Source organism: Streptomyces sp. NPDC018610, assembly GCF_044391765.1.
Lineage (GTDB): Bacteria > Actinomycetota > Actinomycetes > Streptomycetales > Streptomycetaceae > Streptomyces.
The window spans coordinates 336,886-363,666 of record NZ_JBISAL010000001.1 but is presented as its reverse complement, the minus strand read 5'-3'; the positions used below and the strand labels follow the sequence as shown (position 1 = coordinate 363,666).

The following is a 26,781-nucleotide window of genomic DNA, read 5'->3' as shown; positions in this document are numbered from 1 at the left end:
CCGCCGAACCCCCTGCTCCCGGACCGTCAGGCGCCCCAGCACACATGCGCAAACCACGCCACCGAGGGGCATCCCACCCTCCAGCGTGACCCGCGGCGCGTTGGGCCCCCCTCCCCGCGACCCGCCGGAAGGCGTCCAGTAGGGTTTGGTCCGCATAAACATCCAAACCCCTGCCCGACGCAGGGCGGCGACCGACCAGCGAGAAGGCAGGCCGCAGCCAACCGCGCGGGCGAGACTCTCGGGAAGGCGCTACGTGAGTCCCAACGGCTCCGACCGCTCGCCGCGGCGCCCGATGCGGCGGAAGCTGCTGCAGGCACTGACTGCGGGCCTGGTCCTGGCGACCGCAACCGGTTGCACATACAAGGACTTTCCCCGGCTGGGTATGCCCACCCCCGCGACGGAAGAGGCTCCGCGGATCCTCTCCCTGTGGCAGGGCTCCTGGGCCGCCGCGATCGCGGTCGGCGTGCTGGTGTGGGGTCTGATCCTGTGGAGTGCTTTCTTCCACCGGCGCAGCCGCACCAAGGTCGAGGTCCCTCCGCAGACCCGGTACAACATGCCCATCGAGGCCCTGTACACGGTCGTCCCGCTCATCATCGTCTCGGTGCTCTTCTACTTCACGGCCCGCGACGAGTCGAAGCTCCTCGACGAATCCAAGAAGCCCGACGTCACCGTCAACGTCGTCGGCTACCAGTGGAGCTGGGCCTTCAACTACGTGGCGCCCGTCGCGGGCTCCACGGGTGACGCGAAGACCGACAAGAACCTGACGGCCATTCCGGACCGGTTCAAGAAGGACTTCCCGGTGAACGCCGGCGGCGTCTACGACTTCGGCACGCCGGGCACGCGGAACCCGCAGACCGGCAACCCCGGCCCGACCCTGTGGCTGCCCAAGGGCAAGACCGTCCGCTTCATCCTCACCTCCCGGGACGTCAACCACTCCTTCTGGGTGCTGCCGTTCCTGATGAAGATGGACGTCATCCCCGGCCACACCAACTCCTTCCAGGTGACCCCCAACCAGGAGGGCACCTTCCGGGGCAAGTGCGCCGAGCTCTGCGGCCAGGACCACTCCCGGATGCTGTTCAACGTGAAGGTCGTCTCGCCGGACCGTTACGAGCAGCACCTCAAGGACCTCGCTAAGAAGGGGCAGACCGGTTACGTTCCCGCCGGCATCGCGCAGACGAGCCACGAGAAGAACCGGGAGACGAACAACCTGTGAGCATCCTCAACGAACCTCAGGGTGCCGCCGCGGCTGAGGGCTCTTACGAGAGTGAGCAGCCGGTGCGGCGCAAGCAACCCGGCAACGTCGTGATCAAGTGGCTGACGACCACCGACCACAAGACGATCGGCACGCTGTACCTCGTCACGTCGTTCGCGTTCTTCTGCATCGGCGGCGTGATGGCGCTCCTGATGCGCGCCGAGCTCGCCCGGCCCGGACTGCAGTTCATGTCGAACGAGCAGTTCAACCAGGCGTTCACGATGCACGGCACGATCATGCTGCTGATGTTCGCGACGCCGCTGTTCGCCGGCTTCACGAACTGGATCATGCCGCTGCAGATCGGCGCCCCGGACGTGGCGTTCCCGCGGCTGAACATGTTCGCCTACTGGCTGTACCTGTTCGGCTCGCTGATCGCGGTGGGCGGCTTCCTCACCCCGCAGGGCGCGGCCGACTTCGGCTGGTTCGCCTACGCCCCGCTCTCCGACGCGGTGCACTCGCCGGGCATCGGCGGTGACATGTGGATCATGGGTCTGGCCTTCTCCGGCTTCGGCACGATCCTCGGCTCGGTCAACTTCATCACCACGATCATCTGCATGCGCGCGCCGGGCATGACCATGTTCCGCATGCCGATCTTCGTGTGGAACGTGCTGCTCACCGCGGTGCTCGTCCTGCTGGCCTTCCCCGTGCTGGCCGCGGCCCTGTTCGCGCTGGAGGCCGACCGCAAGTTCGGCGCCCACGTCTTCGACGCCGCCAACGGCGGAGCCCTGCTGTGGCAACACCTCTTCTGGTTCTTCGGCCACCCAGAGGTGTACATCATCGCGCTGCCGTTCTTCGGCATCATCAGTGAGGTCATCCCGGTCTTCTCCCGCAAGCCGATGTTCGGCTACATGGGTCTGATCGGCGCGACCATCGCCATCGCGGGTCTGTCCGTGACCGTGTGGGCCCACCACATGTACGTCACCGGCGGTGTGCTCCTGCCGTTCTTCTCCTTCATGACCTTCCTGATCGCGGTACCGACCGGTGTGAAGTTCTTCAACTGGATCGGCACCATGTGGAAGGGCTCGCTGTCCTTCGAGACGCCGATGCTCTGGGCGACCGGCTTCCTGATCACCTTCACCTTCGGTGGTCTGACCGGTGTCATCCTGGCCTCGCCCCCGATGGACTTCCACATCTCCGACTCGTACTTCGTGGTGGCCCACTTCCACTACGTCGTCTTCGGCACCGTGGTCTTCGCGATGTTCTCCGGCTTCCACTTCTGGTGGCCGAAGTTCACCGGCAAGATGCTCGACGAGCGCCTGGGCAAGATGACCTTCTGGATGCTGTTCATCGGCTTCCACGGCACCTTCCTCATCCAGCACTGGCTGGGCGCCGAGGGCATGCCGCGCCGCTACGCCGACTACCTGGCGGCGGACGGCTTCACCGCGCTGAACACGATCTCGACGATCTTCTCCTTCCTGCTCGGCCTGTCGATCCTCCCGTTCTTCTACAACGTGTGGAAGACGGCCAAGTACGGCAAGCCGGTCGGCGTCGACGACCCGTGGGGCTACGGCCGCTCGCTGGAGTGGGCGACCTCCTGCCCGCCGCCCCGGCACAACTTCCTCACCCTGCCGCGGATCCGCAGTGAATCCCCGGCGTTCGACCTGCACCACCCGGAGATCGCCGCGCTCGACCAGCTGGAGAACGCCGGACACGGCGAGAAGGCGGCCCTCGCCGGCGGCAAGGAGGCCGGCAAGTGAAGATCCAGGGCAAGCTCTTCATCTGGCTGGCCGCCTTCCTCCTGATCATGGCCATCGTCTACGGCCTGTGGTCGAAGGAGCCGGCCGGTACCACGGCGCTCTTCCTCTCGTTCGGCCTGAGCATCATGGTCGGCTTCTACCTCGGCTTCACGGCCAAGCGGGTGGACGCCGGCGCGCAGGACAACAAGGAGGCCGACGTCGCGGACGACGCCGGCGAGCTGGGCTTCTTCAGCCCGCACAGCTGGCAGCCGCTCGCCCTCGGCGTCGGTGGCGCGCTCGCCTTCCTCGGTGTCGCGCTCGGCTGGTGGCTGCTGTACTTCGGCGCCCCGCTCGTGATGATCGCGCTGTGGGGCTGGGTGTTCGAGTACTACCGCGGTGAGAACCGCACCCAGTGACACCCCGCTGAACCCCCGGGAGCCCGGACCCTCCGCAAGGAGAGTCCGGGCTCCCGCCTTTTCCGCCCCAGGACGGCCCCCACGACGACGGCCCCACGACGGCCCCCACGCCGTGCGTACGCCGCCCCTCCGCCGGCGTGCCACGACCGGTCCCCGGCTCCCGACCGATTCCCCGGTACCCGGCGGCCGCACCGCACCTATTCGAACGCCCCCGGCGATCGCGCCCGCGGTCCGCCGCGGCCCCCGGACCCGCGCGACCGCACGGCAGCCGTACGAGCGTCGCCCGAACGGACGACTTATCGCGCCGAAGTCGACGGAGCTACCTAGCGTGCTGCCATGAGCACCACTCCGCGCACGCGCACTCGCACCGTCGTCAGCCGTGCCCTGTTGGTGGCCGCCCTCGGCGCGGGCGTCACCGCCTGCGGCCCGGACGGCAACCCGCTGGCCACCGCCCCGTACGACGCGGCCGACCAGATCTCCGTCACGGGCCCCACGGACGCCGGGAAGCAGGCCGATCCCGACAAGCCCCTGGTGGTCACCTCCGAGGGCTCGGACGGGCGCATCACGGACGTCACGGCCGTGGACACCACGGGCCGTCACGTCTCCGGCGAGCTCGCCGCCGACGGCACCCGATGGCACAGCACCTCACCCCTGGCCGCCGGCGCCCACTACACGGTCACGGTGAGCACGGAGGACGGCGACGGCGCACCCGGCCGCAAGGTCCTCACCTTCGACACCAGCAAGCCCGCCACCCTCAAGCGCCTGAACGTCTCGTTCGGGCCGGAGGCGGGCACCTACGGCGTCGGCGAGCCCATCGTCGCCCAACTCGACCAGCCGGTGACGGACAAGGCCCAGCGCGCCATCGTGGAGCGCGGCCTCAGGGTCGAGTCCACCCCCGCCGTGCAGGGGTCCTGGTACTGGGTGGACGACAAGCAGCTGCACTACCGGCCCAAGGACTACTGGCCCGCGAACGCCACCATCGAGGTGCACAGCAACCTGGAGAACATCCGGATCAGCGACCAGATGTGGGGCGCCGCCGCCAAGCCGCTGACGATCACCACCGGCGACCGCGTCATCGCGCTCACGGACGCCGCCACGCACCGGCTGACGCTCTACCGCAACGACGAGAAGGTCAAGGAGATCCCCGTCACCACGGGCAAGGCCGGCTTCGAGACCCGCAACGGCGTCAAGGTCGTACTGGCCAAGCAGTACTTCGTGCGGATGAAGAGCTCCACCGTCGGCATCGCCGCGGGCTCCTCGGACTCCTACGACCTGCCCGTGTACTACGCCACCCGGGTCACCTGGAGCGGCGAGTTCGTCCACGCGGCCCCCTGGTCCGTGGGGTCCCAGGGCAGCGCCAACGTCAGCCACGGCTGCACCGGCATGAGCACCCCCAACGCCAAGTGGTTCTTCGACAACATCCACGAGGGCGACATCGTCCAGGTCGTCAACTCGGGCGGCCAGGCGATGGAGACCTTCGACAACGGCTTCGGCGACTGGAACCTCTCCTGGGACAAGTGGCTCCAGGGCAGCGCCCTGACCGGCGCCCAGGGCTCGTCCCTCCAGAACGACACGACGAGACTGCGTCCCCAGAGCCTCTAGGACGGCGCCCTCCGCGCCCAGGAGGCCCGACGCGCCCGAGGAGCGCGACGAACCACGGACGGCCCGCAGTCGCCGGACTGCGGGCCGTCTCGAGGTGTGCCGGGCGCCGTGGGACTCCCTCACGCGCCGCGGTGCGCCCTCACGCGCTCACGGGGACACTTTTCCGCAGCAGCGCGGCCAGCGCGGAGGCGAACTCCACCGGTTCCACCGGCAGCGTCACCGCCGCGTCCGCACGGCTCCAGGTGGCCAGCCAGGCGTCCTGCGGGCGGCCGATCAGCAGCAGCACCGGCGGGCACCGGAAGACCTCGTCCTTGATCTGCCGGCACAGCCCCATGCCGCCCATGGGCACGGCCTCGCCGTCCAGGACGCAGACGTCGATCCCGCCCCGGTCCAGCTCCTTGAGCACCGCGGCGGGCGTGGCGCACTCCAGGAACTCCACCACCGGGGCGTCCTGGGCCGGCCTGCGCCCGGTGGCGAGCCGCACCTGCTCCCGGGTGCCTGCGTCGTCGCTGTAGACCAGCACCGTGGCGGTCGCCTGCATTGTTCCTCCACGCATCTCAGAACAGCATTGGTCGGGAACTCATCGGGGAACTTCCGGGTACCGATGGCGCGGATGCTACTCCTCCCGACCCCCTCTCAACACCGCTTGGAACACCCCTTCGATGGGCCATACGGGCTGGACACACCCCCCAGACACTCCGAACGGCACCCCCCGGAGTGAGGGCGGGATAAGCGACCGACATAATGACGGTCGTGGCGACAGCAACGACAGTAGAAACCGGGCACGCGCACCCGTCGGTCAACCGGCCGAACCTCACCAGCGTCGGAACCATCATCTGGCTGAGTTCCGAGCTGATGTTCTTCGCGGCCCTCTTCGCGATGTACTTCACCCTGCGATCGGTGACGGGTCCGGCGCACTGGAAGGAGATGGCGGACCACCTCAACGTCCCCTTCTCGTCGGCGAACACCACGATCCTGGTGCTCTCCTCGCTCACCTGCCAGCTCGGCGTCTTCGCCGCCGAGCGCGGTGACGTGAAGAAGCTCCGGGGCTGGTTCATCGTCACCTTCATCATGGGTGCGATCTTCATCGGCGGTCAGATCTACGAGTACACCAGCCTGGTGAAGGAGGACGGGCTCTCCCTGTCCTCCGACCCGTACGGCTCGGTGTTCTACCTGACCACCGGCTTCCACGGCCTGCACGTGACGGGCGGTCTCATCGCCTTCCTGCTGGTCCTCGGCCGTACCTACGCGGCCCGGAGGTTCACCCACGAGCAGGCGACCGCGGCCATCGTCGTGTCCTACTACTGGCACTTCGTCGATGTCGTCTGGATCGGCCTCTTCGCCACGATCTACCTGATCAAGTAGCCGACGAACCGATCTCAGTCCGCAAAGCATCGACGCAGAAGATCCTGACACCGGGGTAATCCGTGAAAAAGCTCTCCGCACGACGACGCCATCCGCTGGCGGCGGTCGTCGTCCTACTTCTCGCGCTGGCGGCCACGGGGGGGCTGTACACCGCGTTCGCGCCCGCGAGCAAGGCGAAGGCCGACGACGCCGCCCAGTCCCTCACGATCGAGGAGGGCAAGAAGCTCTACGAGGTCGGCTGCGCCAGCTGCCACGGCACGGGTGGTCAGGGCACCACCGACGGTCCCAGCCTCGTGGGCGTGGGCGCGGCGGCGGTCGACTTCCAGGTCGGCACCGGCCGTATGCCGGCGCAGCAGCCGGGCGCGCAGATCCCGCGCAAGAAGGTCATCTACAGCCAGGCCGAGATCGACCAGCTGGCGGCGTACATCGCCTCCCTGGGCGCCGGCCCCGCCGTGCCGACGAAGAACCAGTACAGCCCGGAGGGCGCGGACATCGCCAAGGGCGGTGAGCTCTTCCGCACCAACTGCGCGCAGTGCCACAACTTCACCGGCAAGGGTGGTGCGCTCACGCACGGCAAGTTCGCTCCCGACCTCGAGGGCGTCCAGCCGAAGCACATCTACGAGGCCATGCAGACCGGCCCGCAGAACATGCCCTCCTTCCCCGACACCACGATGTCGTCGAAGAACAAGAAGGACATCATCGCGTACCTGAACGCGGTCAACAGCGACAAGACCGATAACCCCGGCGGTCTCGAACTGGGCGGCCTCGGGCCGGTCAGCGAGGGTCTGTTCGCGTGGATCTTCGGCCTCGGCGCACTGATCGCCGTCGCCGTGTGGGTCGCCGCTCGGACCGCAAAGGCCAAGAAGTCATGAGTAGCCAAGACATTCCAGAAGAGAACCTGCCCGCCGAGCAGGGCACGGCGCACGGCGCCGTGAAGGTCGCGGACGAGAAGAACCCGTTCGCCGACCCGGGCCTGCCGCCGCACGAGCACCGGATCCAGGACATCGACGAGCGGGCCGCCAGGCGGTCCGAGCGTGCCGTGGCCCTGCTGTTCACGGTGTCCATGCTGGCCACCATCGGCTTCATCGTCTCGTACGTGACGATCCCGACCGACAAGTCGATCTACGTCTTCCCGCTCGGGCACATCAGCGCGATGAACTTCGCGCTGGGCCTGACGCTGGGCGTGGCGCTGTTCTGCATCGGCGCGGGCGCGGTCCACTGGGCCCGCACGCTGATGTCGGACGCGGAGGTCGCCGACGAGCGTCACCCGATCGAGGCGTCGCCCGAGGTCCGTGCGAAGGTCCACGCGGACTTCAAGCAGGGCGCCAAGGAGTCGGCGATCGGCCGCCGGCCGCTGATCCGCAACACCATGCTGGGCGCGCTCACCCTGGTGCCGCTGTCGGGCCTGTTCCTGCTGCGCGACCTGGGCCCGCTGCCCAAGGAGTCCCTGCGGCACACGCTCTGGGCCAAGGGCAAGCGCCTGGTCAACATGAACACCAACCAGCCGCTGCGTCCCGAGGACGTCCAGGTCGGTTCGCTCACCTTCGCGATGCCCGACGGGCTGAAGGAGACCGACGAGGACTTCCAGACCGAGATCGCCAAGGCGGCCCTGATGATCGTCCGGCTGCAGCCGGAGAACATCAAGGACAAGCGCGAGCTGGAGTGGTCGCACCAGGGTGTCGTGGCCTACTCGAAGATCTGCACCCACGTGGGCTGCCCGATCTCCCTGTACGAGCAGCAGACGCACCACGTGCTGTGCCCGTGCCACCAGTCCACCTTCGACCTCTCCGACGGTGCCCGAGTGATCTTCGGCCCCGCCGGTCACGCCCTGCCGCAGCTGCGCATCGGCGTGGACAGCGAGGGTTACCTCCAGGCGCTCGGCGACTTCGAGGAGCCCGTCGGTCCTGCATTCTGGGAGCGCGGATGAGTACTACAGCGAGCAACGAGCCGACCCGCTCGCGCGGGAAGGCACCGGCCGGCGAGAAGCTCGCCGACTGGGCCGACGGCCGGCTGGGCATCTACAGCCTGGCCAAGGCCAACATGCGCAAGATCTTCCCCGACCACTGGTCGTTCATGCTGGGTGAGGTCTGCCTCTACAGCTTCCTGATCATCATCCTCACGGGTGTGTATCTGACGCTGTTCTTCCACCCCTCGATGAACGAGGTGGTGTACCACGGCAGCTACGTCCCGCTCCAGGGACAGCTGATGAGCGAGGCGTTCAACTCGACCCTGCACATCTCCTTCGAGGTGCGCGGTGGTCTGCTCATCCGGCAGATCCACCACTGGGCCGCGCTGATCTTCCTCGCCGGCATGTTCGTGCACATGATGCGCGTGTTCTTCACCGGCGCGTTCCGCAAGCCGCGTGAGGTCAACTGGCTGTTCGGCTTCCTGCTGTTCGTCCTGGGCATGTTCACCGGCTTCACCGGTTACTCGCTCCCGGACGACCTGCTCTCCGGCACCGGCGTCCGCTTCATGGAGGGCGCGATCCTGTCCGTGCCGATCGTCGGCACGTACCTGTCGTTCTTCCTCTTCGGCGGCGAGTTCCCCGGTCACGACTTCGTGGCCCGGTTCTACTCGATCCACATCCTGCTGCTCCCGGGCATCATGCTCGGCCTGGTCGTCGGCCACCTGATCCTGGTCTTCTACCACAAGCACACGCAGTTCGCGGGCCCCGGCAAGACGAACAACAACGTCGTCGGCATGCCGCTGCTGCCGGTCTACATGGCCAAGGCCGGAGGCTTCTTCTTCCTGGTCTTCGGCGCCATCGCGGCCATCGCGGCGATCGCGCAGATCAACCCGATCTGGGCCATCGGCCCCTACCGGCCGGACCAGGTGTCCACCGGCGCCCAGCCCGACTGGTACATGGGCTTCTCCGAGGGCCTGATCCGCACGATGCCGGGCTGGGAGATCAACTTCTGGGGCCACACGCTCGTCCTGGGCGTGTTCATCCCGCTGATCATCTTCCCGCTGGTGCTGGTCGCCATCGCCATCTACCCCTTCCTGGAGTCGTGGGTCACCGGCGACAGGCGCGAGCACCACATCCTGGACCGGCCGCGCAACGCCCCGACTCGCACGGCCTTCGGCGCCGCGTGGATCGCCTGGTACTTCGTGCTGCTGGTCGGCGGTGGCAACGACCTGTGGGCCACCCACTTCCACCTGTCGATCAACGCGATCACCTGGTTCGTCCGGATCTCGTTCTTCGTCATGCCCGCCATCGTGTTCGTCATCACCAAGCGCATCTGCCTCGGCCTCCAGCGCCGGGACAAGGACAAGGTGCTGCACGGCCGCGAGTCCGGCATCATCAAGCGCCTGCCGCACGGTGAGTTCATCGAGGTCCACGAGCCGCTCAGCCAGGAGCAGCTCTACACCCTCACGGCGCACCACCAGTACGAGCCGGCCGAGATCGGCCCGGCGGTCGACGAGAACGGTGTCGAGCGCAAGGTGTCGGGCACGACGAAGCTGCGCGCCAAGCTCAGCAACGCCTTCTACGGCGAGGACAGCCAGATCCCGAAGCCGACTGTCGAGGAGTACAAGGAGATCACCAGTGGCCACGGCCACCACTGATCACTGATCCCTGAGCGTCGCCACGCCAGGTCGAAGGGCCCCGTCCGAACCCCGGACGGGGTCCTTCGCCGTGTCCTGGGGTGGATAGGGTGGAAGCCGATGTGAGAGACAGCGTCCCGCGCCCGGGACGCCGACCCAGGAGCGGCTTATGAGCGCTGTGAACCCCGCTGGAGGCGACACCGCGGCGGGCCGTTCCTGGCCCGTCGTGCTGAACGGCCTGCTGGAGGGCCGCGATCTGGGCGCGGACGACACCGCCTGGGCGATGGACAGGATCATGCGGGGCGAGGCGACGGACGCCCAGATCGCCGGGTTCGCCGTGGCGCTGCGGGCCAAGGGCGCCACCGTCGAGGAGATCACCGGCCTGGTCCGCACGATGTACGAGCACGCGAACGTGATCGAGGTGCCCGGCGCCACCGTCGACATCGTCGGCACCGGCGGCGACGGCGCGAAGACGGTGAACATCTCCACCATGTCCTCGATCGTCGTCGCCGGCACCGGGGCGAAGGTCGTCAAGCACGGCAACCGGGCCGCCTCCTCCGCCTCCGGCGCCTCCGACGTGCTGGAGAAGCTCGGCGTCAACCTCGACCTCACCCCTCGGCGGGTGGCCGAGGTCGCCGAGGAGGCCGGGATCACCTTCTGCTTCGCGGTGAAGTTCCACCCGGCTCTGCGCCATGTGGGCGCCGCTCGCGGGCAGTTGGGGATCCGCACGGTGTTCAACCTGCTGGGTCCGCTGACCAACCCGGCCAAGGTCAGATCGCAGGCGGTCGGCGTCGCCGTCGCCCACGAGGCGCCGATCGTCGCGGGCGTCTTCGCCGAGCGCGGCAACTCCTCCCTGGTCTTCCGGGGCGACGACGGCCTCGACGAGCTGACCACCACGGCCACCTCCCGGGTGTGGGTGGTCCGGGACGGCGAGGTCACCGAGGAGGCCTTCGACCCGCGCGACGTCGGCCTGGAGCTGGTGCCCGTGGAGGCGCTGCGCGGCGCCGACGCCTCCTACAACGCGGAGGTCGCCCGCCGGCTGCTGGACGGCGAGCGGGGCCCCGTACGGGATGCCGTGCTGCTGAACTCGGCGGCGGCCCTGACGGCGCTCCAGCCGGGCTCCGGGACGCTGGCGGAGCGGATCCGGGCCGCCATGGAGCGGGCGGCGGAGTCGATCGACTCCGGGGCGGCCCGGCGCACGCTGGAGCGCTGGGTGGCCGTGAGCAACGCCTGACGACGGCTTCGAGCCGCTTCGGGCGGACATCGTTCGTCGTGGTCCCGCGATCCGGACACGGGTTGCGGGACCACGATCGTTTCGCGTACGTTCCTGTCCAGGTCATGAGTGACAGCCATGTGGCCCCGGCCGGCTGTCCGGCAACCCTCCGTCCGTGGCGGGGTGCCCCGGGTGAAGACCAGGCCGTAGGCAGCGAGGTCTACGGCAAGCGCGGACCCCTCGCACACTTCTCGGAAAGTGTGGGGCCAGGGGTCCTGGTCGTACGAGGGAGCCTCCCGTGAGCAAGCGAATGCGCTAGGGCCGCAGAGCCCCGCCTCCGCGTATCCCCCCTTTTCCCACCGCGCTCGAGCCGTGCCGTGCGTTCCGCGTACCCGCGGTGCGTCCGCTCGCGTGGTGAATTCAGCCTGCCTCCACGGGAGTTCCCCCATGTCTGTCACCACCGTCGCCGCCGACCCCTCCGTCTGTGCCCCGCTGCCCGTTCTGGGACGGGACGTCACCGTGCCGCTCGTGACCGGCGGCGAGGTCGGTTACGCCGCCCTCGACTACGCGGCCAGCGCCCCCGCCCTCCAGCGCGTCTGGGACGACGTGGCGGCGTACGCGCCCTACTACGGCAGCGTCCACCGCGGCGCCGGCTACCTCTCGCAGCTGTCCACCGACCTGTTCGAGAACGCCCGCCGGACGGTCGCGGAGTTCCTCGGCTGCCGGACGAGCGACCAGATCGTGTTCACCCGCTCCACCACCGACTCCCTCAACCTGCTGGCCCGCGCCCTGCCCGCCGACTGCCGGGTCTTCGTCTTCGAGACCGAGCACCACGCCTCGCTGCTGCCGTGGCGGGACGCGCAGGTGACGTACCTGGACGCGCCGCGCACTCCGGAGCAGGCCGTGGCGACCCTGGAACGGGCGCTCGCCGACCGCGAGCCCCACGGGCCGGCCCTGGTCTGCGTCACCGGCGCCTCCAACGTCACCGGCGAGCTGTGGCCGGTGCGAGAGCTGGCCGCCGCCGCCCACGCGCACGGCGCCCGGATCGTCCTGGACGCCGCCCAGCTCGCCCCGCACCACCCGGTCTCGGTGACGGACCTCGACGTCGACTGGGTCGCCTTCTCCGGCCACAAGCTGTACGCCCCGTTCGGCGCCGGAGTGCTGGCGGGCCGCGCGGACTGGCTGCGCGAGGCCGAGCCGTACCTCGCGGGCGGCGGCGCGAGCCGCAGGGTCTCCCGGCGCACCGACGGCGGCGTGGACGTCGAGTGGCACGAGAGCGCCGCCCGCCACGAGGCCGGCTCCCCGAACGTCATCGGCGCCTACTCCATCGCCTCCGCCTGCAAGGCGCTCACGGAGGCCGGCTTCGACTCCCTGGTGGCCCGCGAGCGGTACCTGATCGGCAGGGTCCGGGCGGGGCTGGCCGAGGTCCCGGAGGTCAGGATCCTCTCGCTGTTCGGGGACGACGCCCCCCGGGTCGGCGTGCTCTCGTTCGTCGTCGAGGGCTGGAACAGCTCCCACTTCGCCGCCGCGCTCTCCGCCGAGTACGGCATCGGCGTGCGCGACGGGCTGTTCTGCGCCCACCCGCTGGTGCGCACGCTGCTCGGCAGCGACCCGCAGACCCAGGGCGAGTGCGGCGCCCCCGAGGCCGCGCCCGGCGAGAAGTCCCTCAACGCCGTCCGGGTCAGCTTCGGCGCCGGCACCCCCGACGAGCACGTCGAACGGTTCGTGACGGCGGTGCGGGAACTGGTGCGCGACGGCGCGAAGTGGCGCTACCGCACGGAGGACGGCCGCTGCGTCCCGGCGGTGTGACACGCGGCCGGGGAGGCGGCGGTCAGGCGGTCAGGAGTCCAGCCCGATCGCGAACGCCGCCTCCAGGTCGTGCTGCGAGTACGTACGGAACGCCACGTGCGTGTCCGTCGCCTCCACGCCGGGGATCTTGCTGATCCGGCCCGGGATGATCTCGGCCAGGTCCTCGTGCTGCCGCACCCGCACCATGGCGATCAGGTCGTAGGTGCCGGTGACGGAGAAGACCTCGCTCACGCTCTCCAGCGAGGCGATCCGCTCGGCGATCTCGGGGATCCGGTCCACGCTGGTCTTGATGAGGACGATCGCGGTGATCACGGCTGGTTCTCTCCCTCGGGGGCCGGAGCGGGGCTGACCTTCACTTTAGGGCCTGCCCGGCGGGTCGTGCCGCGGACGGGGGGCCCGGCCCCGCTCACCGGGGCCGATCCGGGGCCGTCACTCGCCTGCCACACGATCCGCCGGGCAGGCCCTGGCCGCCCGCCCGTCGCCCACCACCGGCCCGCCGGGGCCCCGCCCGCGGCCCTCGCGCCCGAACCGGGCCCAGGCGTAGAGGAAGCCGAGCCCGAAGCCCACCACGTGCGCCAGATAGGCCACGCCGGGCCCCTGGGCGGCGCGCCCGGCCGCCAGCCACTGCAGGGCCGCCCAGAAGGGCAGCACCACCCACGCCGGCAGCCTGAGCGGCAGGAAGAACAGGAACGGCAGCACGCTGGTCACCCGCGCCTCGGGGAAGAGGTAGAGGAAGGCGCCGAGGACCGCCGAGATCGCCCCCGAGGCACCCACCAGGGTCTGTCCGGAGTCGGCGTGGGCGGCGGCGTAGCCCAGCAGGGCGAGGTAGCCGCAGCCGGCGTAGAACAGCGTGAACTGCGCACGGCCCATGCGTTCCTCGGTCATCGCCCCGAAGACGTGGAGGAAGAGCATGTTGCCGAGCAGATGCACCCAGCTGCCGTGCACGAACAGGGCCGTCGCCGGGGTGAGGGCGGCGCGGGCCGAGCCGGTGAAGAGCTCGGCGGGGACCACCCCCCACCGCCGGAAATAGGCCTGCTGCGCGGCGAGCAGCGCGTCACCGGTCCCGTGGGCGGGGTTCAGGCCCGAGGCGGGGCCGAGCGCGAAGACCAGGCAGCACGAGACGATCAGCGCCCTCGTCACCGGCGCCGGCGTGGACCGCGCCGCCCTGAGCGCCCTGGCCGCCCGGACGGCCACCGTGTTCCTGTAACGGATCATGTGCACAGAGCATGGCGTAACGGGACGCAACAGCACAGACCGCCTCGCCGCCGTGGACACCCGGGCGGCGAGGGCCCGCCAGGCCGTAGGGTTACGAGCCGGCGCTCCAGGGAAGCTGGCGCGTCACGGAGACCAGAAGGAAAGTGAAGCCACGATGACGGTTCCCCTGCCGACCGCCACGACGCGGTGGCGTTGCACCCTCTGCGGCAACCTCACCCGCTTCGACGTGACGCGCTCGTCGAAGGTCGTCGAGTACGTCCATCTGGACCTGGCGGGCGAGCCCACCGTCGAGGAGCGCGAAGTGGTCAGTGAGACCATCGAGTCGGTGCGCTGCCGCTGGTGCAACGCGGTGGACAAGGTGGAACTCGTGGACAGGCCGGGCGCCGGCTCCTGAGCGGAGCGGGCCCCGCACAGGTGACCCCCGGACGGGGGTCGGGCAAGGCATTGGGGTGAGGATGGTGGAGACACGAGGCGGGGAGCCGGACGACGGCGCCGCTGAGGTGCTCGACCGTCCGCTGCCCGACGGCGTACGGCGCCGGGTCGTGCAGATCGTGGCCGACGCCTTCGGCCGCCTGACCGTGACCGAGCTGCCCGCCCAGCTGCGGCAGTACGCCCGGTTCGCCCCCAACCGCAGGGCCAAGTTCGCGGGCAACGCGATGGCCGCGGCGCTGGAGGGCGACATGCTGTTCCGCCAGCGCGTCGGGGAGAAGTTCAGAGAGGCCGAGCCGGAGCTCTCCGGCGCCCTGGACTCCGGCTCCCCGCTCCCGGCCGCGGACCCGCTCGACGTGGCGGCCGCGGCCTACGTACTGCGCCCGGCGGGCTGGGCGAAGCTGGTGACCGCCGTCGGCGAGGAGGTTCAGCGGGCCCACGCCGAGCGGGCCGGCGAGGAGAGCCGGGCCGAGCTGGAACGGCTGCGCGCCGACCTCGCGGCGGCCCGCGAGCAGACCCGCGCGGAGACCGAACGGCTGCGCGCCGAACTGGACTCGGCCAAGAAGGAGACCGAGTCGCTGCACCGCAAGCTGCGCGCCGCGCTCAGCGACGTCAAGCGCGGCGACGCGGCGCTGCGCAAGGCGCGGGCCGAGACGGAGGCCGTGCGCGCCGAGGGGCAGACGCAGGTGTCGGCCGCCGAGAGCGAGACGCGGCGGCTCAAGGCGCGCCTCGCTGAGGCGGAATCGGCCCTGGAGGCCACCCGCAAGGCGGCCCGCGAGGGACGCAGCGTGGAGGACATGCGGGTGCGGCTGCTGCTGGACACCGTGCTCGACGCGGCCCAGGGGCTGCGCCGGGAACTGGCGCTGCCGCCGGTGTCGGTACGGCCCGCCGAGACCGTGGACGCGGTCGAACCCGGGCGGATGACGCCCAAGGACATCGCCGCCCGCGCGCTGTCCGAGCACGACCCGGCGATCCTGGACCAGTTGCTGGCGCTGCCGCAGGCGCATCTGGTCGTCGACGGCTACAACGTCACCAAGACCGGCTATCCGCAGATGCCGCTGGAGAAGCAGCGCCTCAGGCTGCTCGGGCAGCTCTCGCAGCTCGCCGCGCAGACCGGCGCCGAGGTCACCTGTGTCTTCGACGGCGCCGAGCTGGCCGCGCCGGTGCTGCTCGCGCCGCCGCGCGGGGTGCGGGTGCTGTTCTCCAAGCCGGGCGTCACCGCCGACGAGCTGATCCGCCAGCTGGTGCGCGCCGAGCCGCCCGGCCGGCCGGTCATCGTCGCCTCGACCGACCGCGAGGTGGCCGACGGGGTGGCGAAGGCCGGGGCGCGCCCGGTGGCGTCGGCGATGCTGCTGAAGCGCTTCTCACGCGGCTGAGCGACCGCCCGCACCGCGGCCGAGCCGCCGGACGCGCCCCGGCGGCGGCCGAAAACGGTGGGAGGCGTGTGGCCGAAAGCGGTGGGAGGCGTACGGCGGGAGGCCCGCGGCCGGAAACGAACGCCAACCGAAAACGGGCATATGGCAATTCACGCCGCAATCCCAACGTAGGGGCCTAACGCCCGAATTGACGGGACCGTCGCACAACCCTGCGTCAACCTGAGTTCACTTCTGGTGAGTTGAGTGCAAAGAAACGCGTTCCGAGGCGGTATTTTCTGCTGTGGGATTTGAATTAATCACGATGAGGTCACTAGGGTCTGGCCTCGAACCTCCAAGCGGGTGATCACTCACAAGAAGGAGCTCGCTTCCGTGCCGTCCCACCGTCGACCCAAACAGCCCAGCCGCGCACGTGTGACCGTGCTCACCACCGCAGCAGCGGCCGCCGTCGCGATCAGCGCACAGGCAGCCAACGCCGCGCCCAGCGCGAAGCCGAGCAAGGACGAGGTCAAGTCCAAGGTCGACAAGCTCTACGAGCAGGCGGAGCAGGCCACCGAGAAGTACAACGGCGCCAAGGAGAAGCAGGAGAAGCTCCAGAAGGAGATCTCCACCATCCAGGACAACGTCGCCCGCGGTCAGCAGGACCTCAACAAGCTGCGCGACGGCCTCGGTTCGATGGCGGCCGGCCAGTACCGCACCGGGGGCATCGACCCCTCCCTCCAGCTGTTCCTGTCCTCGGACCCGGACAGCTACCTGGACAAGGCGTCCACCCTCGACCAGGTCAGCGGCCAGCAGGCCGACGCCCTGAAGAAGATCCAGGACAAGCAGCGCGAACTGGCCCAGGAGCGCGCCGAGGCCACCGCCAAGCTCAAGGACCTCGCCGCCACCCGCACCGAACTGGGCGAGAAGAAGAAGGAAGTCCAGGGCAAGCTGACCGAGGCGCAGAAGCTGCTCAACTCCCTCACCGCGCAGGAGAAGGCCGCCCTCGCCGACGAGCAGAGCCGCGCCAGCCGCGCCAGCGAGCGCGCCGCCCTGAACAGCGACACCGGCAACCCCGGCAAGATCTCCGCCGGCTCCGGCCGGGCCGGCGCCGCCTTCTCCGCGGCGCAGAGCAAGATAGGCTCCGCCTACGTCTACGGCGCCACCGGCCCGTCCTCCTTCGACTGCTCCGGCCTGACCTCCTGGGCCTACGCCCAGGCCGGCGTCTCCATCCCGCGCACCTCCGAGTCCCAGGCCAACATCGGCACCCGGATCTACTCGCAGAGCCAGCTCCAGGTCGGCGACCTCGTGTTCTTCTACGGCGACCTGCACCACGTCGGCCTCTACGCGGGCAACGGCCAGGTGCTGCACGCCCCGCACACCGGTGCCGTCGTGCGCTACGAGGCCATCGGCAACATGCCCTTCCAGTTCGGCGTCCGCGTCTGACCCGACCGGTCCGGGCCTCGTCCGGATCAAGGAGCCGTACCGCCCGAACGGGCGAATCACCACGGCCCGCACGAACTCCGCGCCCCGCCTCTGACCTGTGTCTCAGGCGGGGCGCCGTGCTGTGCGCCCGGCGGACGCTTTTGGTCGCCGCGTCACCGCGCGGCTACTGTCTGCGACGTTTCCCCGCCGCCGGGCGCACCGCCCCCGGCGGCGGGGAGACGGCCAAGTGTCCGCCAGTGGAGGGAGTTCGGCTTCCCGTGGGGTCTCATCGCCGCCGTGCACCGTCCGGTTCCGTCCGGAGCGCCGGCACCGCCTTCAGCGTCCTGTCCGTCACGGCCGCCGCCCTCGGCGCCCTGCCGGGCGGCACCGCCGTCGCCGCGCCGCCCGGTGACGCCCGGGCCGAGGTCGACCGCCTCTACCAGGAGGCCGAGAAGGCGACCGAGTCCTACGACCGGGCCGACGAGCGCGCCGGGCAGCTGCGCCGCCAGGTGCGCCAGGGACAGGACCGCATCGCCCGGCGGCAACTGCGCGTCAACACCCTGCGCGACTCGCTCGGCGCGGTGGCCGGCGCCCAGTACCGCTCCGGCGGCCTGGACCCGACCGTCGCCCTGCTGCTCTCGGACGACCCGGCCGACTACCTCGACAGGGCGGCCACGCTCGACCGGATCGGCGCCCACCAGGCGGAGCAGCTGGGGGACCTGCGCCAGGCCCTGCGCGAACTCGCCCAGGAACGCACCGAGGCCACCCGCGCCCTGTCCGAACTGGCCACCAGCCGCACGGCCGTCGCCGCCCACAAGCGGACCGTCGAGGAGAAACTCGCCCGCGCCCGGCGGCTGCTGGGCTCCCTCTCCCCGGCCGAGCGGGCCGCCTACGACCGCGCCTCCCGCTCGGGCCGCGACCAGCTGCTGCCCGGCCCCGACGCCGGCCCGGCCGCCTCGGCGCGCGCGGCCGCTGCCGTCGCCGCCGCCCGCTCCGCCCTGGGCCGCCCCTACGTCTGGGGCGCCAACGGCCCCAGGGGCTTCGACTGTTCCGGCCTGATGCAGTGGTCGTACGGGCAGGCCGGGGTGCAGCTGCCGCGCACCTCGCAGGAACAGCGCTACGCCGGCCGGCGCATCCCGCTCTCCCAGGCCCGGCCCGGCGACCTCGTCGTCTACCGGTCCGACGCGAGCCACGTGGCGATGTACGTGGGCCACGGCCGGGTGATCCACGCCCCCTACCCGGGGGCGCCCGTGCGCTACGACCGGGTGGACATGATGCCCGTGGCCTCGGTCACCAGGGTCTGACGGTCACGCCGAAGCCGCCGTACGATCGGGAAATGGCTGGTCGAAGGCGGGTGTCGGGATCCTCGGCGGTGGCGGTGTGCCTGCTGCTGGCCTCACTGACGGCGTGCGGCGGGCACTCCCCGGCCGACACCGCCCGCCGGCAGGTGCAGCGACTGCTCGACCGGCGGGCCGCGGCCGTCCTGCACCACGACCCGGCGGCGTACGCGGCCACCGGCGCCCGCGCGTCCTACGCGGACCTGAAGGCCGTGCCCCTGACCGCCTGGTCCTACCGGGTGACCGCGGTGCGCCGCAGCGGCGACACGGCCACCGCCGACGCCGAACTGCGCTACCGGGTCACCGGCTACGACACGGCGCCCGTCACCGTCGGCCGCGTCCTGACCCTGTCCACCGCGGCCGACGGCGCCTGGTACGTCGACTCCGAGCGGCCCGCGCCGAAGTCCGCCCAGCAGCTGTGGGACCAGGGGCCGGTGGCCGTGGTCCGCGGCGCGCGTAGCATCGTCCTCGGCGCCGGACAGAGCGACGGGTCGCTGCGCGCCTACGCGGGCCTCGCCGACCGCGCGGTGCCGGCCGTGTCGGACGCGTGGGGCGCCGACTGGAGCCGCCGGATCGTGGTGCTGGTCCCCGGCTCCCTGGACGGGATGGCCGCGCTGCTCGGCTCCACCGCCGCCGGGTACCGGGGGATCGCCGCCGTCACCACCGGCGAGACGGGAGGCGGCCGGGCGCCCGCGGACCGGATCATCGTCAACCCCGACGCGTACGGCGCGCTCGCCCCGCTCGGCAAGCAGGTCGTGCTCACCCACGAGACCACCCACGTCGCGACCCGCGCGCACACCGGCGCGGCCACCCCCCTGTGGCTCTCCGAGGGCTACGCGGACTGGGTCGGCTACCGCGACGCCGGCCGCACCCCCGACGAGGTCGCGCCGGAACTGCGGCGCGCCGTGACCGCCGGCCGGCCGCCCGCCGCGCTGCCCGCCGACGGCGACTTCGGCTTCACCGGGGACGCGACCCGTCTCGCCCAGGCCTACGAGGGCGGTTGGCTGGCCTGCCGGATGATCGCCGCGCACTGGGGCGAGGACCGGCTGGACGCCTTCTACCGGGCCGTCGGCACGCACACCGGGCGGGCGGGCGCGGTCGAGGACGCGCTGGGGAAGGTGCTGGGCACGACCCTGCCGGAGTTCACCGCGCGCTGGCGGGAGTACCTGCGGGCACAACTGGGCTGACGGCGCGCCGCGTCGGCGTACGCGGGCGGGCGGCGACGGTCGTCGTGGGAGGCCACAGTGGCGGTGGCGGCCGGTCGCGGAAGACCGGGGCCGGTGGTGCGGTGAGCCGCGCGGCGGTCAGTCGTGTGCGGCCGGGGTCTGCCGTCCGTGGACGCCGGCCTGGCCCGGCAGGGTCACCGGCAGGGCCCCGGCGGCCGTGGAGCGCCACAGCGCCCGCCCCGCGCCGGCGCACGCGGCCACCAGCAGGCCGTCGCGCAGGAACAGCACCGCGACGCCGAGGCGGTCGCTCGCCACGACGTCCGCGAACCACACCGGGAACTCCAGCACCGTCGCGAACGAGGCGGCCAGCACCAGAGCGGCCGGCGCCCGCATCGCGCTGCCCCGGAAGCACAGGCAGACGGCCGCCAGCCCCACCAGCCACACCAGGTACTGCGGGCTGATCACCCGGCTGGTGGCGGTGAACAGCAGCACCGCCGTGAACGCGGCGTCCGCGGGCGTGTGCGGGGCGGACCGCCGCGCCCGCAGCCGCCACAGCAGCAGCCAGCCGAAGGCGGCCACGGTCAGCGCCTGCGCGGCCGCGCTCACCACGCCGACGTACGGGCCGAGGAACTCCACCGAGCCGTAGTTCAGCAGCACCTGGCCCCGCCAGCCGAAGTGCCGGGCCACGTGGAAGACGAGCGCGCCCAGCGACTCCACCTCCGTGCCCCTCTCGCGCTGAGCGGTCAGGAAGGACAGCGTCCCGGGCACGGCGAGCGCGAGGAGCGAGGCCGGCACCGCCACCGTGAGCGCCGCCGACCCCCACACCCGGCACCGCGCCGCGCCCCGCACGCCCACGAGCAGCAGCACCGGCCACACCTTCAGCAGCGCCCCCGCGCCGGCCAGCGCCCCCAGCAGCCGCGGCCGCCGGGCGCCGACGAGCAGCGCGGCCACCGCCACCGCCGTGACCATCACGTCGTAGCGGGCGTACAGGGTCGGGCCCAGCGCGGCCGCGCCCACCGTCCACACCCACGCGCCGCGCAACGGCCGGCCGGGGCCCCGGCCGGCCGACAGCAGCAGGCACAGCACGGCCAGGTCGGCCAGCAGCGCCAGCACGAAGAAGGCGGTGGCGTAGCCGAGGAACGGCAGGGCCGCGGGAGAGAGGACCGCGAGCGCGGCACCGGGCGGGTACTGCCAGGCGACGTCGCCCACCGGGAACGCGCCCTGCCGCAGCACCTCGTACCAGCCCCGGTAGATCACGGACACGTCGCTGGTGACGTCCGGGCCCGGGAAGACGAGCACCCGCAGGACGAACAGCAGCAGCACCGCGCGGCTCGCGCCCCAGACGGCGAGGAGTCCGGCCAGGCGCCGTCCCGTGCCCGCCTCGTCCACCTCGGCCCCCGTCCTGTCGCGCCGCCCGCCGCGGCCCCGGTCCGTCCTCGCCCGGGGCGCCGTCCGCCCCGCGCGGTCCCATGGTCTCCCGGCCGCCCGCGCGCGGGCCACGGGAGTACGCCCGCACGGGAACCAGGACTGCGCCCGCACGGGGGTCGGGAGCACACCCGCACGGGGATCAGGGGGCACGCCGGCACGGGGATCGGGAGGCACACCCGCACGGGGATCGGGAGCGGGCTCGCACGGGAGCCGGTGGCCGGATCCAAGCGTGTCCGGCCGGATTCGGTAGGGTCGGCGGCGATGCGCAAGACCCTCGTCGTGACCAACGACTTCCCACCCCGCCCGGGCGGCATCCAGGCGTTTCTGCACAACATGGCGCTGCGTCTGGACCCCGACCGGCTGGTCGTCTACGCCTCCACCTGGAAACGGAGCGCGGACGGGCTTCGGGCGACGGCCGCCTTCGACGCCGAGCAGCCCTTCACCGTGGTGCGGGACCGCACGACGATGCTGCTGCCCACCCCGGAGGCGACCCGGCGCGCCACCGCGCTGCTGCGCGAACACGGCTGCACGGCCGTGTGGTTCGGGGCGGCGGCCCCGCTCGGGCTGATGGCGCCCGCGCTGAGGCGGGCCGGCGCCGAGCGGCTGGTGGCCACCACCCACGGCCACGAGGCCGGCTGGGCGCAGCTGCCCGGCGCGCGCCGGCTGCTGCACCGGATCGGGGAGTCCACCGACGCCATCACCTACCTCGGCGAGTACACCCGGTCCCGGATCGCCCGCGCGCTCTCGCCCGCCGCCGCCGCGCGGATGGCGCAACTGCCGCCCGGGGTGGACGAGAAGACCTTCCATCCGGGATCGGGCGGCGCCGAGGTGCGCGCCCGGCTCGGGCTGACCGGCCGGCCGGTGGTCGTGTGCGTCTCACGGCTGGTCCGGCGCAAGGGGCAGGACACCCTGATCCGGGCCATGCCCCGGATCCTGGCGGCCGAGCCGGACACGGTGCTGCTGATCGTCGGCGGCGGCCCCTACGAGAAGGACCTGCGCCGGCTGGCGGCCGAGACGGGGGTGGCCGCGTCCGTGCGGTTCACCGGGGCGGTGCCCTGGTCCGAGCTGCCCGCGCACTACGGCGCCGGCGACGTCTTCGCCATGCCCTGCCGCACCCGGCGCGGCGGCCTGGACGTCGAGGGGCTCGGCATCGTCTACCTGGAGGCGTCGGCGACCGGGCTGCCCGTCGTCGCCGGGGACTCCGGCGGCGCGCCCGACGCGGTGCTCGACGGCGAGACCGGCTGGGTGGTGCGCGGGGGGCACCCCGATGAGGCCGCCGAGCGCATCGTCGCCCTCCTGGGCGACGCCGCGCTGCGCCGCCGCATGGGGGAGCGGGGGCGGACCTGGGTGGCGGAGAAGTGGCGCTGGGACCTGCTCGCCGAACGGCTCGAGGAGCTCCTGGAGTAGAGGGAGTTCGGACCACGCCGCGGACGACCCGCCGCGGACGCGCGACGGCGCGGCGCCCTGCGGGGGGCGCCGCGCCGTCGTGTGCGGCGTGCGCGAGGGCTACTTGGCGTAGAGCGCCTCGATCTCGTCCGCGAAGTCCTTCGCGACCATGTTCCGCTTCAGCTTCAGCGACGGCGTGAGGTGGCCCGACTCCTCGGTGAACTGGGTGCCCAGGATGCGGAACTTGCGCACCGACTCGGCCTTGGACACCGCGGCGTTGCCGTCGTCCACGGCCGCCTGGACGGCGGCGTTGAGGTCCGCGTCGTCGCTCAGGGACGCGGCGGTGGAGCCGGCCGGCTTGCCGTGCTCGGCGCACCAGCGGCCCAGGAACTCGTCGTCGATCGTGACGAGCGCGCCCACGAACGGCCGCCCGTCGCCCACGACCATGCACTCCGCGACCAGCGCGTGCGCCCGGATGCGGTCCTCGATCACGGCCGGGGCGACGTTCTTGCCGCCCGCGGTGACGATGATCTCCTTCTTGCGGCCGGTGATCCGCAGGTAGCCGTCCTCGTCGAGGGTGCCGATGTCACCGGTGTGGAACCAGCCGTCGGCCAGCGCCTCCTGGGTGGCGCCCGGGTTGTTCCAGTACTCCTTGAACAGGTGCTCGCCGTGCAGCAGCACCTCGCCGTCGTCCGCGATGCGGACCACCGAGCCGGGCAGCGGCTGCCCGACCGTGCCGATCTTCTGCCGGTCCCACGGGTTGAACGCGGTCGCCGCGCACGACTCGGTCAGGCCGTAGCCCTCCAGGACCGTGAAGCCGATGCCGCGGAAGAAGTGGCCGAGGCGCTCGCCGAGCGGGGCGCCGCCGGAGATGGCGTACTCGCCGCGTCCGCCGAGCACCGCGCGCAGCTTGCTGTAGACCAGCCGGTCGAAGACCCTGTGCTTGATCCTGAGGCCCAGCGACGGGCCGGACGGGGCGTCCAGCGCCTTGCTGTAGGCGATCGCCGTGTCCGCGGCCCGGTCGAAGATCCTGCCCGTGCCGTCGGCCTGCGCCTTGGCGCGCGCCGAGTTGTAGACCTTCTCGAACACCCGCGGCACGCCCAGTATCAGCGTCGGGCGGAACGCGGCCAGTTCGTCGGTGAGGTTCTTGATGTCCGGGACGCAGCCCAGCTTGATCGGGGCCATCATCGGCGCGATCTGGACCAGCCGGCCGAAGACGTGCGCGAGCGGCAGGAAGAGCAGCACGGAGCACTCGCCGGTGCGGAACAGCGGGCGCAGCCGCTCCACGACGTTGCCGCACTCGGCGAAGAAGCTGCGGTGGGTGAGCACACAGCCCTTGGGGCGGCCGGTGGTGCCGCTGGTGTAGACGATGGTGGCGGGATCGTCGGCCTTCGCGAGCGAGCCGCGCTCCTCGACGGCGGCGTCGCTGATGCCCTGTCCGGCGCGGCCCAGTTCCTCCACGGCGCCGGCCTCGATCTGCCAGACGCTCTTGAGGGCGGGCAGGCTCTCGCGCACAGACTCGACGGCGGCGGCGTGCGCGTCGGTCTCGACGACGCAGGCGGTGGCGCCCGAGTCGCTGAGGATCCAGCGCACCTGCTCGGACGAGCTGGTCTCGTACACCGGCACGGTGATCGCGCCCGCGCTCCAGATCGCGAAGTCGAGCAGCGTCCACTCGTAGCGTGTGCGGGACATCAGGCCCACCCGGTCGCCGGGCTGGATGCCGGAGGCGATCAGGCCCTTGGCGGCGGCGTGCACCTCGGTGAGGAAGTCACGGGCGGTGACGTCCTGCCAGACACCGTCCACCTTGCGGGCGATGACGGCGACGTCGGGATGCTGCGCGGCGTTTCTGCGGACGATGTCGGTCAGGTTTCCGTCCGCGGGGACCTCGTACAAAGCCGGAAGGCTGAACTCGCGCAAGACTGCTGCTCCTCATAGGGCGCCGGCGCCACGACGTTGTGCGATGCGACGGTGCGGTCCAAGGCTCGGTCGGTGCCCAGGGCTTCACCAGGAGCCTTCTCGGCCCCGATGGTTGAAATCCAGAGCACGACTGGACTGCCCGGAGGTTACCCGCCGGTATGGCCTCTTCGACAGGGGGCCCGGCGAGATGTTCGCTGCGTCACACGATGGGTGTTTCCTCGCGCACAGTAGTCGACCCGCTGAACAACTGGCCAGTAACCGGGGTCCGGGCCGCCACTGTTCACAAGTGCGGCGCTCCGCCTACGCTTGATCGCCATGGCACCCACACCCGCCCCGGGACGCCGGACCCGTATCCACGTGGTCAGCGACGTGCACGGCAACGCACGCGATCTGGCCAGGGCCGGCGACGGTGCCGACGCCCTCGTCTGCCTCGGCGACCTGATCCTCTTCCTCGACTACGCCGACCACTCGCGCGGGATCTTCCCCGACCTGTTCGGCGTCGACAACGCCCACCGCCTCGTCGAGCTGCGCACCGCCCGCCGGTTCGCGGAGGCGCGCGAACTGGGCGCCCGGCTCTGGGCGGGCGTCGACGGCGACCGCGCCGCCGTGATCGAGCGCGCGGTGCGCGGGCAGTACGCCGAACTCTTCGCCGCGTTCCCCACCCCGACGTACGCCACCTACGGCAACGTCGACATGCCGCCGCTGTGGCCGGAGTACGCCCGCGAGGGCACCACCGTGCTCGACGGGGAGCGGGTGGAGATCGCCGGCCGGGTCTTCGGCTTCGTCGGCGGCGGCCTGCGCAGCCCCATGAGGACGCCGTACGAGATCGGCGACGAGGAGTACGCGGCGAAGATCGAGGCGGTCGGCGAGGTCGACGTGCTGTGCACGCACATCCCGCCCGACGTGCCCGAACTCGTCTACGACACCGTCGCCCGCCGTTTCGAACGCGGCAGCCGCGCGCTGCTGGACGCCATCCGCCGCACCCGCCCCCGGTACGCCCTTTTCGGCCACGTCCACCAGCCGCTGGCCCGCCGGATGCGGATCGGCGCGACCGAGTGCGTGAACGTGGGGCACTTCGCGCGGACCGGCCGGCCCTGGGCGCTGGAGTGGTGACCCGGGACCAGGTCCGGCCATGCCCGCAGGTGGGGGTACAGTCCGCCGGGCGCCTGCGCGGTAGCCTTCCGCTGCACACACGTGCGCACGACGACCCGACTTCCGGTCCGCATCTGGAGGAGCCACGGCGATGGCGGAACACACCAGCTCGAGCATCACGATCGAGGCGGCACCCGCCGACGTCATGGGGGTGATCGCCGACTTCGCCCGCTACCCCGACTGGACCGGCGAGGTGAAGGAGGCCGAGGTCCTCAAGGCCGACGACCGGGGCCGGGCCGAGCAGGTCCGTCTCGTCATGGACGCCGGCGCCATCAAGGACGACCAGACCCTCGCCTACACCTGGACCGGCGACAACGAGGTCTCCTGGACCCTGGTGAAGTCCCAGATGCTGCGCTCCCTGGACGGCTCCTACCTGCTGCGCCGGTCCGGCCCGGACAGCACCGAGGTCACCTACCGCCTCACCGTCGACGTCAAGATCCCCATGCTCGGCATGATCAAGCGCAAGGCCGAGAAGGTCATCATCGACCGCGCCCTGGCGGGCCTGAAGAAGCGGGTCGAGTCGAAGGAGAAGTAGCCTGCGGCTGCGGCTGCGGCTGCGGCTGCGGGTCTTCGGCTTCGGTGACTGGTCTCCGGCCGCGGCGAGCGGCTTCGGTGAGTGGTCTCCGGCCACGCTGACCGGTCGTGGCGACGGGCTTCCGCGACCGGTCCCCGGCCGGGCTCGCCCCGGGGCGGTCGTCCCTCCGGGGGCGAGCGGCCTCCGGGCCCGGTGACGCGCCTTCGGATCCCCGCCCACGGCGCGGCACCTGGCCTACGGCCCCGGGGGCCCGCCTCCGGCACTTGGACACCGGTTCGGCACCCGGGCTTCGGGCGCCTGGGCCTCGACCATGGCGCTCGGGCCCCGGCCTCCGGCCCGGCACCCGGGCCCTGGCTCCTGGCCTTCGGCCCCGAGGCCCGGCCCGCACGCCTGGCCTGCGGATCCGATGCCTGCTTCGGCGGCTGGCTCCCGGACCCCGGCGCCGGGCCCCCGGCCCTGACACCCGGCCTCCGGCCCGGTGCGCCGGCCCCTCGGGGCCGGGCTCGGCACCGGTCCGGGTCGGGTGCATCTTCGGGCGCGGCGTCCGGGGCGGCGGTGCGGAG

At 71.6% G+C, this 26,781-nt stretch carries 23 protein-coding genes and 1 riboswitch; of the genes, 18 read left to right on the top strand and 5 right to left on the bottom strand.

Annotation, left to right across the window (positions count from 1 at the left end; genetic code table 11):
• Positions 1-253: 253 nt before the first annotated feature.
• From coxB to ACH5A8_RS01605, 4 genes are all read left to right on the top strand, one after another.
• Complete coding sequence (gene coxB / locus ACH5A8_RS01620; RefSeq protein WP_398996809.1) at positions 254-1,213, top strand: cytochrome c oxidase subunit II; 960 nt, start codon at positions 254-256, stop codon at positions 1,211-1,213.
• Complete coding sequence (gene ctaD, locus ACH5A8_RS01615) at positions 1,210-2,949, top strand: cytochrome c oxidase subunit I (protein ID WP_009188184.1); 1,740 nt, start codon at positions 1,210-1,212, stop codon at positions 2,947-2,949. Before coxB ends, ctaD begins: the two co-directional genes overlap by 4 nt.
• Positions 2,946-3,344: a cytochrome c oxidase subunit 4 gene (locus ACH5A8_RS01610; RefSeq protein WP_398996807.1), complete on the top strand. Its 399-nt coding sequence runs from the start codon at positions 2,946-2,948 to the stop codon at positions 3,342-3,344. Before ctaD ends, ACH5A8_RS01610 begins: the two co-directional genes overlap by 4 nt.
• Positions 3,345-3,680: 336 nt before the next feature.
• Positions 3,681-4,946, top strand: a complete 1,266-nt coding sequence (locus ACH5A8_RS01605) for an Ig-like domain-containing protein (RefSeq protein ID WP_398996805.1) — start codon at positions 3,681-3,683, stop codon at positions 4,944-4,946.
• Between the two features lie 139 nt (positions 4,947-5,085).
• On the opposite strand, the gene ACH5A8_RS01600 is transcribed toward ACH5A8_RS01605, so the two are convergent.
• On the bottom strand, positions 5,086-5,487 hold the full coding sequence (locus ACH5A8_RS01600) for a hypothetical protein (protein WP_398998202.1): 402 nt from the start codon (positions 5,485-5,487) through the stop codon (positions 5,086-5,088).
• A gap of 203 nt (positions 5,488-5,690) precedes the next feature.
• Here ACH5A8_RS01600 and ACH5A8_RS01595 point away from each other — a divergent pair, with 203 nt between their 5' ends.
• The 6 genes from ACH5A8_RS01595 to ACH5A8_RS01570 all read left to right on the top strand — a co-directional run bounded on the left by ACH5A8_RS01595 (position 5,691) and on the right by ACH5A8_RS01570 (position 12,876).
• A complete protein-coding gene (locus tag ACH5A8_RS01595) occupies positions 5,691-6,311 on the top strand; it encodes a heme-copper oxidase subunit III (RefSeq protein ID WP_398996803.1) in 621 nt (206 codons plus the stop codon).
• A gap of 62 nt (positions 6,312-6,373) precedes the next feature.
• The gene (locus tag ACH5A8_RS01590; protein WP_398996801.1) at positions 6,374-7,183 is read left to right on the top strand and encodes a c-type cytochrome; all 810 of its coding nucleotides are present in this window, start codon (positions 6,374-6,376) and stop codon (positions 7,181-7,183) included.
• Entirely contained in the window at positions 7,180-8,238 is a 1,059-nt protein-coding gene (locus ACH5A8_RS01585) for a Rieske 2Fe-2S domain-containing protein (RefSeq protein ID WP_398996800.1), read from the top strand. Before ACH5A8_RS01590 ends, ACH5A8_RS01585 begins: the two co-directional genes overlap by 4 nt.
• On the top strand, positions 8,235-9,875 hold the full coding sequence (locus ACH5A8_RS01580) for a cytochrome bc complex cytochrome b subunit (protein WP_398996798.1): 1,641 nt from the start codon (positions 8,235-8,237) through the stop codon (positions 9,873-9,875). The genes ACH5A8_RS01585 and ACH5A8_RS01580 overlap by 4 nt, the downstream gene beginning before the upstream one ends.
• A gap of 148 nt (positions 9,876-10,023) precedes the next feature.
• Positions 10,024-11,088, top strand: a complete 1,065-nt coding sequence (gene trpD / locus ACH5A8_RS01575) for an anthranilate phosphoribosyltransferase (protein WP_398996796.1) — start codon at positions 10,024-10,026, stop codon at positions 11,086-11,088.
• 100 nt (positions 11,089-11,188) lie between these two features.
• Positions 11,189-11,305, top strand: a riboswitch (SAM riboswitch).
• Between the two features lie 209 nt (positions 11,306-11,514).
• Positions 11,515-12,876 carry an aminotransferase class V-fold PLP-dependent enzyme gene (locus ACH5A8_RS01570; protein WP_398996794.1) on the top strand — a complete coding sequence of 454 codons (1,362 nt, stop codon included), beginning with the start codon at positions 11,515-11,517 and terminating at the stop codon, positions 12,874-12,876.
• A gap of 30 nt (positions 12,877-12,906) precedes the next feature.
• Here the strand turns inward: ACH5A8_RS01570 and ACH5A8_RS01565 are convergent, their stop codons facing one another.
• Together ACH5A8_RS01565 and ACH5A8_RS01560 are read right to left on the bottom strand one after the other, a co-directional pair.
• A complete protein-coding gene (locus ACH5A8_RS01565; protein WP_009188173.1) occupies positions 12,907-13,188 on the bottom strand; it encodes an Lrp/AsnC family transcriptional regulator in 282 nt (93 codons plus the stop codon).
• 117 nt (positions 13,189-13,305) lie between these two features.
• Positions 13,306-14,091, bottom strand: a complete 786-nt coding sequence (locus ACH5A8_RS01560; protein ID WP_398996791.1) for a rhomboid family intramembrane serine protease — start codon at positions 14,089-14,091, stop codon at positions 13,306-13,308.
• A gap of 154 nt (positions 14,092-14,245) precedes the next feature.
• Here ACH5A8_RS01560 and ACH5A8_RS01555 point away from each other — a divergent pair, with 154 nt between their 5' ends.
• The 5 genes from ACH5A8_RS01555 to ACH5A8_RS01535 all read left to right on the top strand — a co-directional run bounded on the left by ACH5A8_RS01555 (position 14,246) and on the right by ACH5A8_RS01535 (position 19,821).
• A complete protein-coding gene (locus tag ACH5A8_RS01555) occupies positions 14,246-14,485 on the top strand; it encodes a hypothetical protein (protein ID WP_018567422.1) in 240 nt (79 codons plus the stop codon).
• A gap of 61 nt (positions 14,486-14,546) precedes the next feature.
• Positions 14,547-15,896, top strand: a complete 1,350-nt coding sequence (locus tag ACH5A8_RS01550; RefSeq protein WP_398996789.1) for an NYN domain-containing protein — start codon at positions 14,547-14,549, stop codon at positions 15,894-15,896.
• Positions 15,897-16,265: 369 nt separating this feature from the next.
• Complete coding sequence (locus ACH5A8_RS01545) at positions 16,266-17,318, top strand: NlpC/P60 family protein (RefSeq protein ID WP_398996787.1); 1,053 nt, start codon at positions 16,266-16,268, stop codon at positions 17,316-17,318.
• A 257-nt stretch (positions 17,319-17,575) separates the two neighbouring features.
• Positions 17,576-18,601, top strand: a complete 1,026-nt coding sequence (locus ACH5A8_RS01540) for an NlpC/P60 family protein (RefSeq protein WP_398996785.1) — start codon at positions 17,576-17,578, stop codon at positions 18,599-18,601.
• Positions 18,602-18,633: 32 nt separating this feature from the next.
• Positions 18,634-19,821, top strand: a complete 1,188-nt coding sequence (locus tag ACH5A8_RS01535; RefSeq protein WP_398996783.1) for a hypothetical protein — start codon at positions 18,634-18,636, stop codon at positions 19,819-19,821.
• Between the two features lie 117 nt (positions 19,822-19,938).
• On the opposite strand, the gene ACH5A8_RS01530 is transcribed toward ACH5A8_RS01535, so the two are convergent.
• Positions 19,939-21,189, bottom strand: a complete 1,251-nt coding sequence (locus ACH5A8_RS01530) for a glycosyltransferase 87 family protein (RefSeq protein ID WP_398996781.1) — start codon at positions 21,187-21,189, stop codon at positions 19,939-19,941.
• 300 nt (positions 21,190-21,489) lie between these two features.
• Between ACH5A8_RS01530 and ACH5A8_RS01525 the strand changes: the two genes are divergently transcribed.
• Entirely contained in the window at positions 21,490-22,635 is a 1,146-nt protein-coding gene (locus tag ACH5A8_RS01525) for a glycosyltransferase family 4 protein (protein ID WP_398996779.1), read from the top strand.
• Positions 22,636-22,734: 99 nt separating this feature from the next.
• Here ACH5A8_RS01525 and ACH5A8_RS01520 read toward each other — a convergent pair whose 3' ends face one another.
• Positions 22,735-24,531: an AMP-dependent synthetase/ligase gene (locus tag ACH5A8_RS01520; protein WP_398996777.1), complete on the bottom strand. Its 1,797-nt coding sequence runs from the start codon at positions 24,529-24,531 to the stop codon at positions 22,735-22,737.
• Between the two features lie 315 nt (positions 24,532-24,846).
• On the opposite strand from ACH5A8_RS01520, the gene ACH5A8_RS01515 reads away from it, so the two are divergent.
• Positions 24,847-25,644 carry a metallophosphoesterase gene (locus ACH5A8_RS01515; RefSeq protein ID WP_398996775.1) on the top strand — a complete coding sequence of 266 codons (798 nt, stop codon included), beginning with the start codon at positions 24,847-24,849 and terminating at the stop codon, positions 25,642-25,644.
• A 130-nt stretch (positions 25,645-25,774) separates the two neighbouring features.
• On the top strand, positions 25,775-26,218 hold the full coding sequence (locus ACH5A8_RS01510; protein ID WP_398996773.1) for an SRPBCC family protein: 444 nt from the start codon (positions 25,775-25,777) through the stop codon (positions 26,216-26,218).
• Positions 26,219-26,781: the final 563 nt, after the last annotated feature.

What these genes read in the sequence shown, in the direction of transcription:
- ACH5A8_RS01605 (WP_398996805.1), top strand. Translation starts at nt 3,681, where the DNA reads ATGAGCACCACTCCGCGCACGCGCACTCGCACCGTCGTCAGCCGTGCC.
- ACH5A8_RS01600 (WP_398998202.1), bottom strand. Translation starts at nt 5,487, where the DNA reads ATGCAGGCGACCGCCACGGTGCTGGTCTACAGCGACGACGCAGGCACC.
- ACH5A8_RS01595 (WP_398996803.1), top strand. Translation starts at nt 5,691, where the DNA reads ATGACGGTCGTGGCGACAGCAACGACAGTAGAAACCGGGCACGCGCAC.
- ACH5A8_RS01585 (WP_398996800.1), top strand. Translation starts at nt 7,180, where the DNA reads ATGAGTAGCCAAGACATTCCAGAAGAGAACCTGCCCGCCGAGCAGGGC.
- ACH5A8_RS01580 (WP_398996798.1), top strand. Translation starts at nt 8,235, where the DNA reads ATGAGTACTACAGCGAGCAACGAGCCGACCCGCTCGCGCGGGAAGGCA.
- trpD (WP_398996796.1), top strand. Translation starts at nt 10,024, where the DNA reads ATGAGCGCTGTGAACCCCGCTGGAGGCGACACCGCGGCGGGCCGTTCC.
- ACH5A8_RS01570 (WP_398996794.1), top strand. Translation starts at nt 11,515, where the DNA reads ATGTCTGTCACCACCGTCGCCGCCGACCCCTCCGTCTGTGCCCCGCTG.
- ACH5A8_RS01560 (WP_398996791.1), bottom strand. Translation starts at nt 14,091, where the DNA reads ATGATCCGTTACAGGAACACGGTGGCCGTCCGGGCGGCCAGGGCGCTC.
- ACH5A8_RS01555 (WP_018567422.1), top strand. Translation starts at nt 14,246, where the DNA reads ATGACGGTTCCCCTGCCGACCGCCACGACGCGGTGGCGTTGCACCCTC.
- ACH5A8_RS01550 (WP_398996789.1), top strand. Translation starts at nt 14,547, where the DNA reads ATGGTGGAGACACGAGGCGGGGAGCCGGACGACGGCGCCGCTGAGGTG.
- ACH5A8_RS01535 (WP_398996783.1), top strand. Translation starts at nt 18,634, where the DNA reads ATGGCTGGTCGAAGGCGGGTGTCGGGATCCTCGGCGGTGGCGGTGTGC.
- ACH5A8_RS01525 (WP_398996779.1), top strand. Translation starts at nt 21,490, where the DNA reads ATGCGCAAGACCCTCGTCGTGACCAACGACTTCCCACCCCGCCCGGGC.
- ACH5A8_RS01515 (WP_398996775.1), top strand. Translation starts at nt 24,847, where the DNA reads ATGGCACCCACACCCGCCCCGGGACGCCGGACCCGTATCCACGTGGTC.
- ACH5A8_RS01510 (WP_398996773.1), top strand. Translation starts at nt 25,775, where the DNA reads ATGGCGGAACACACCAGCTCGAGCATCACGATCGAGGCGGCACCCGCC.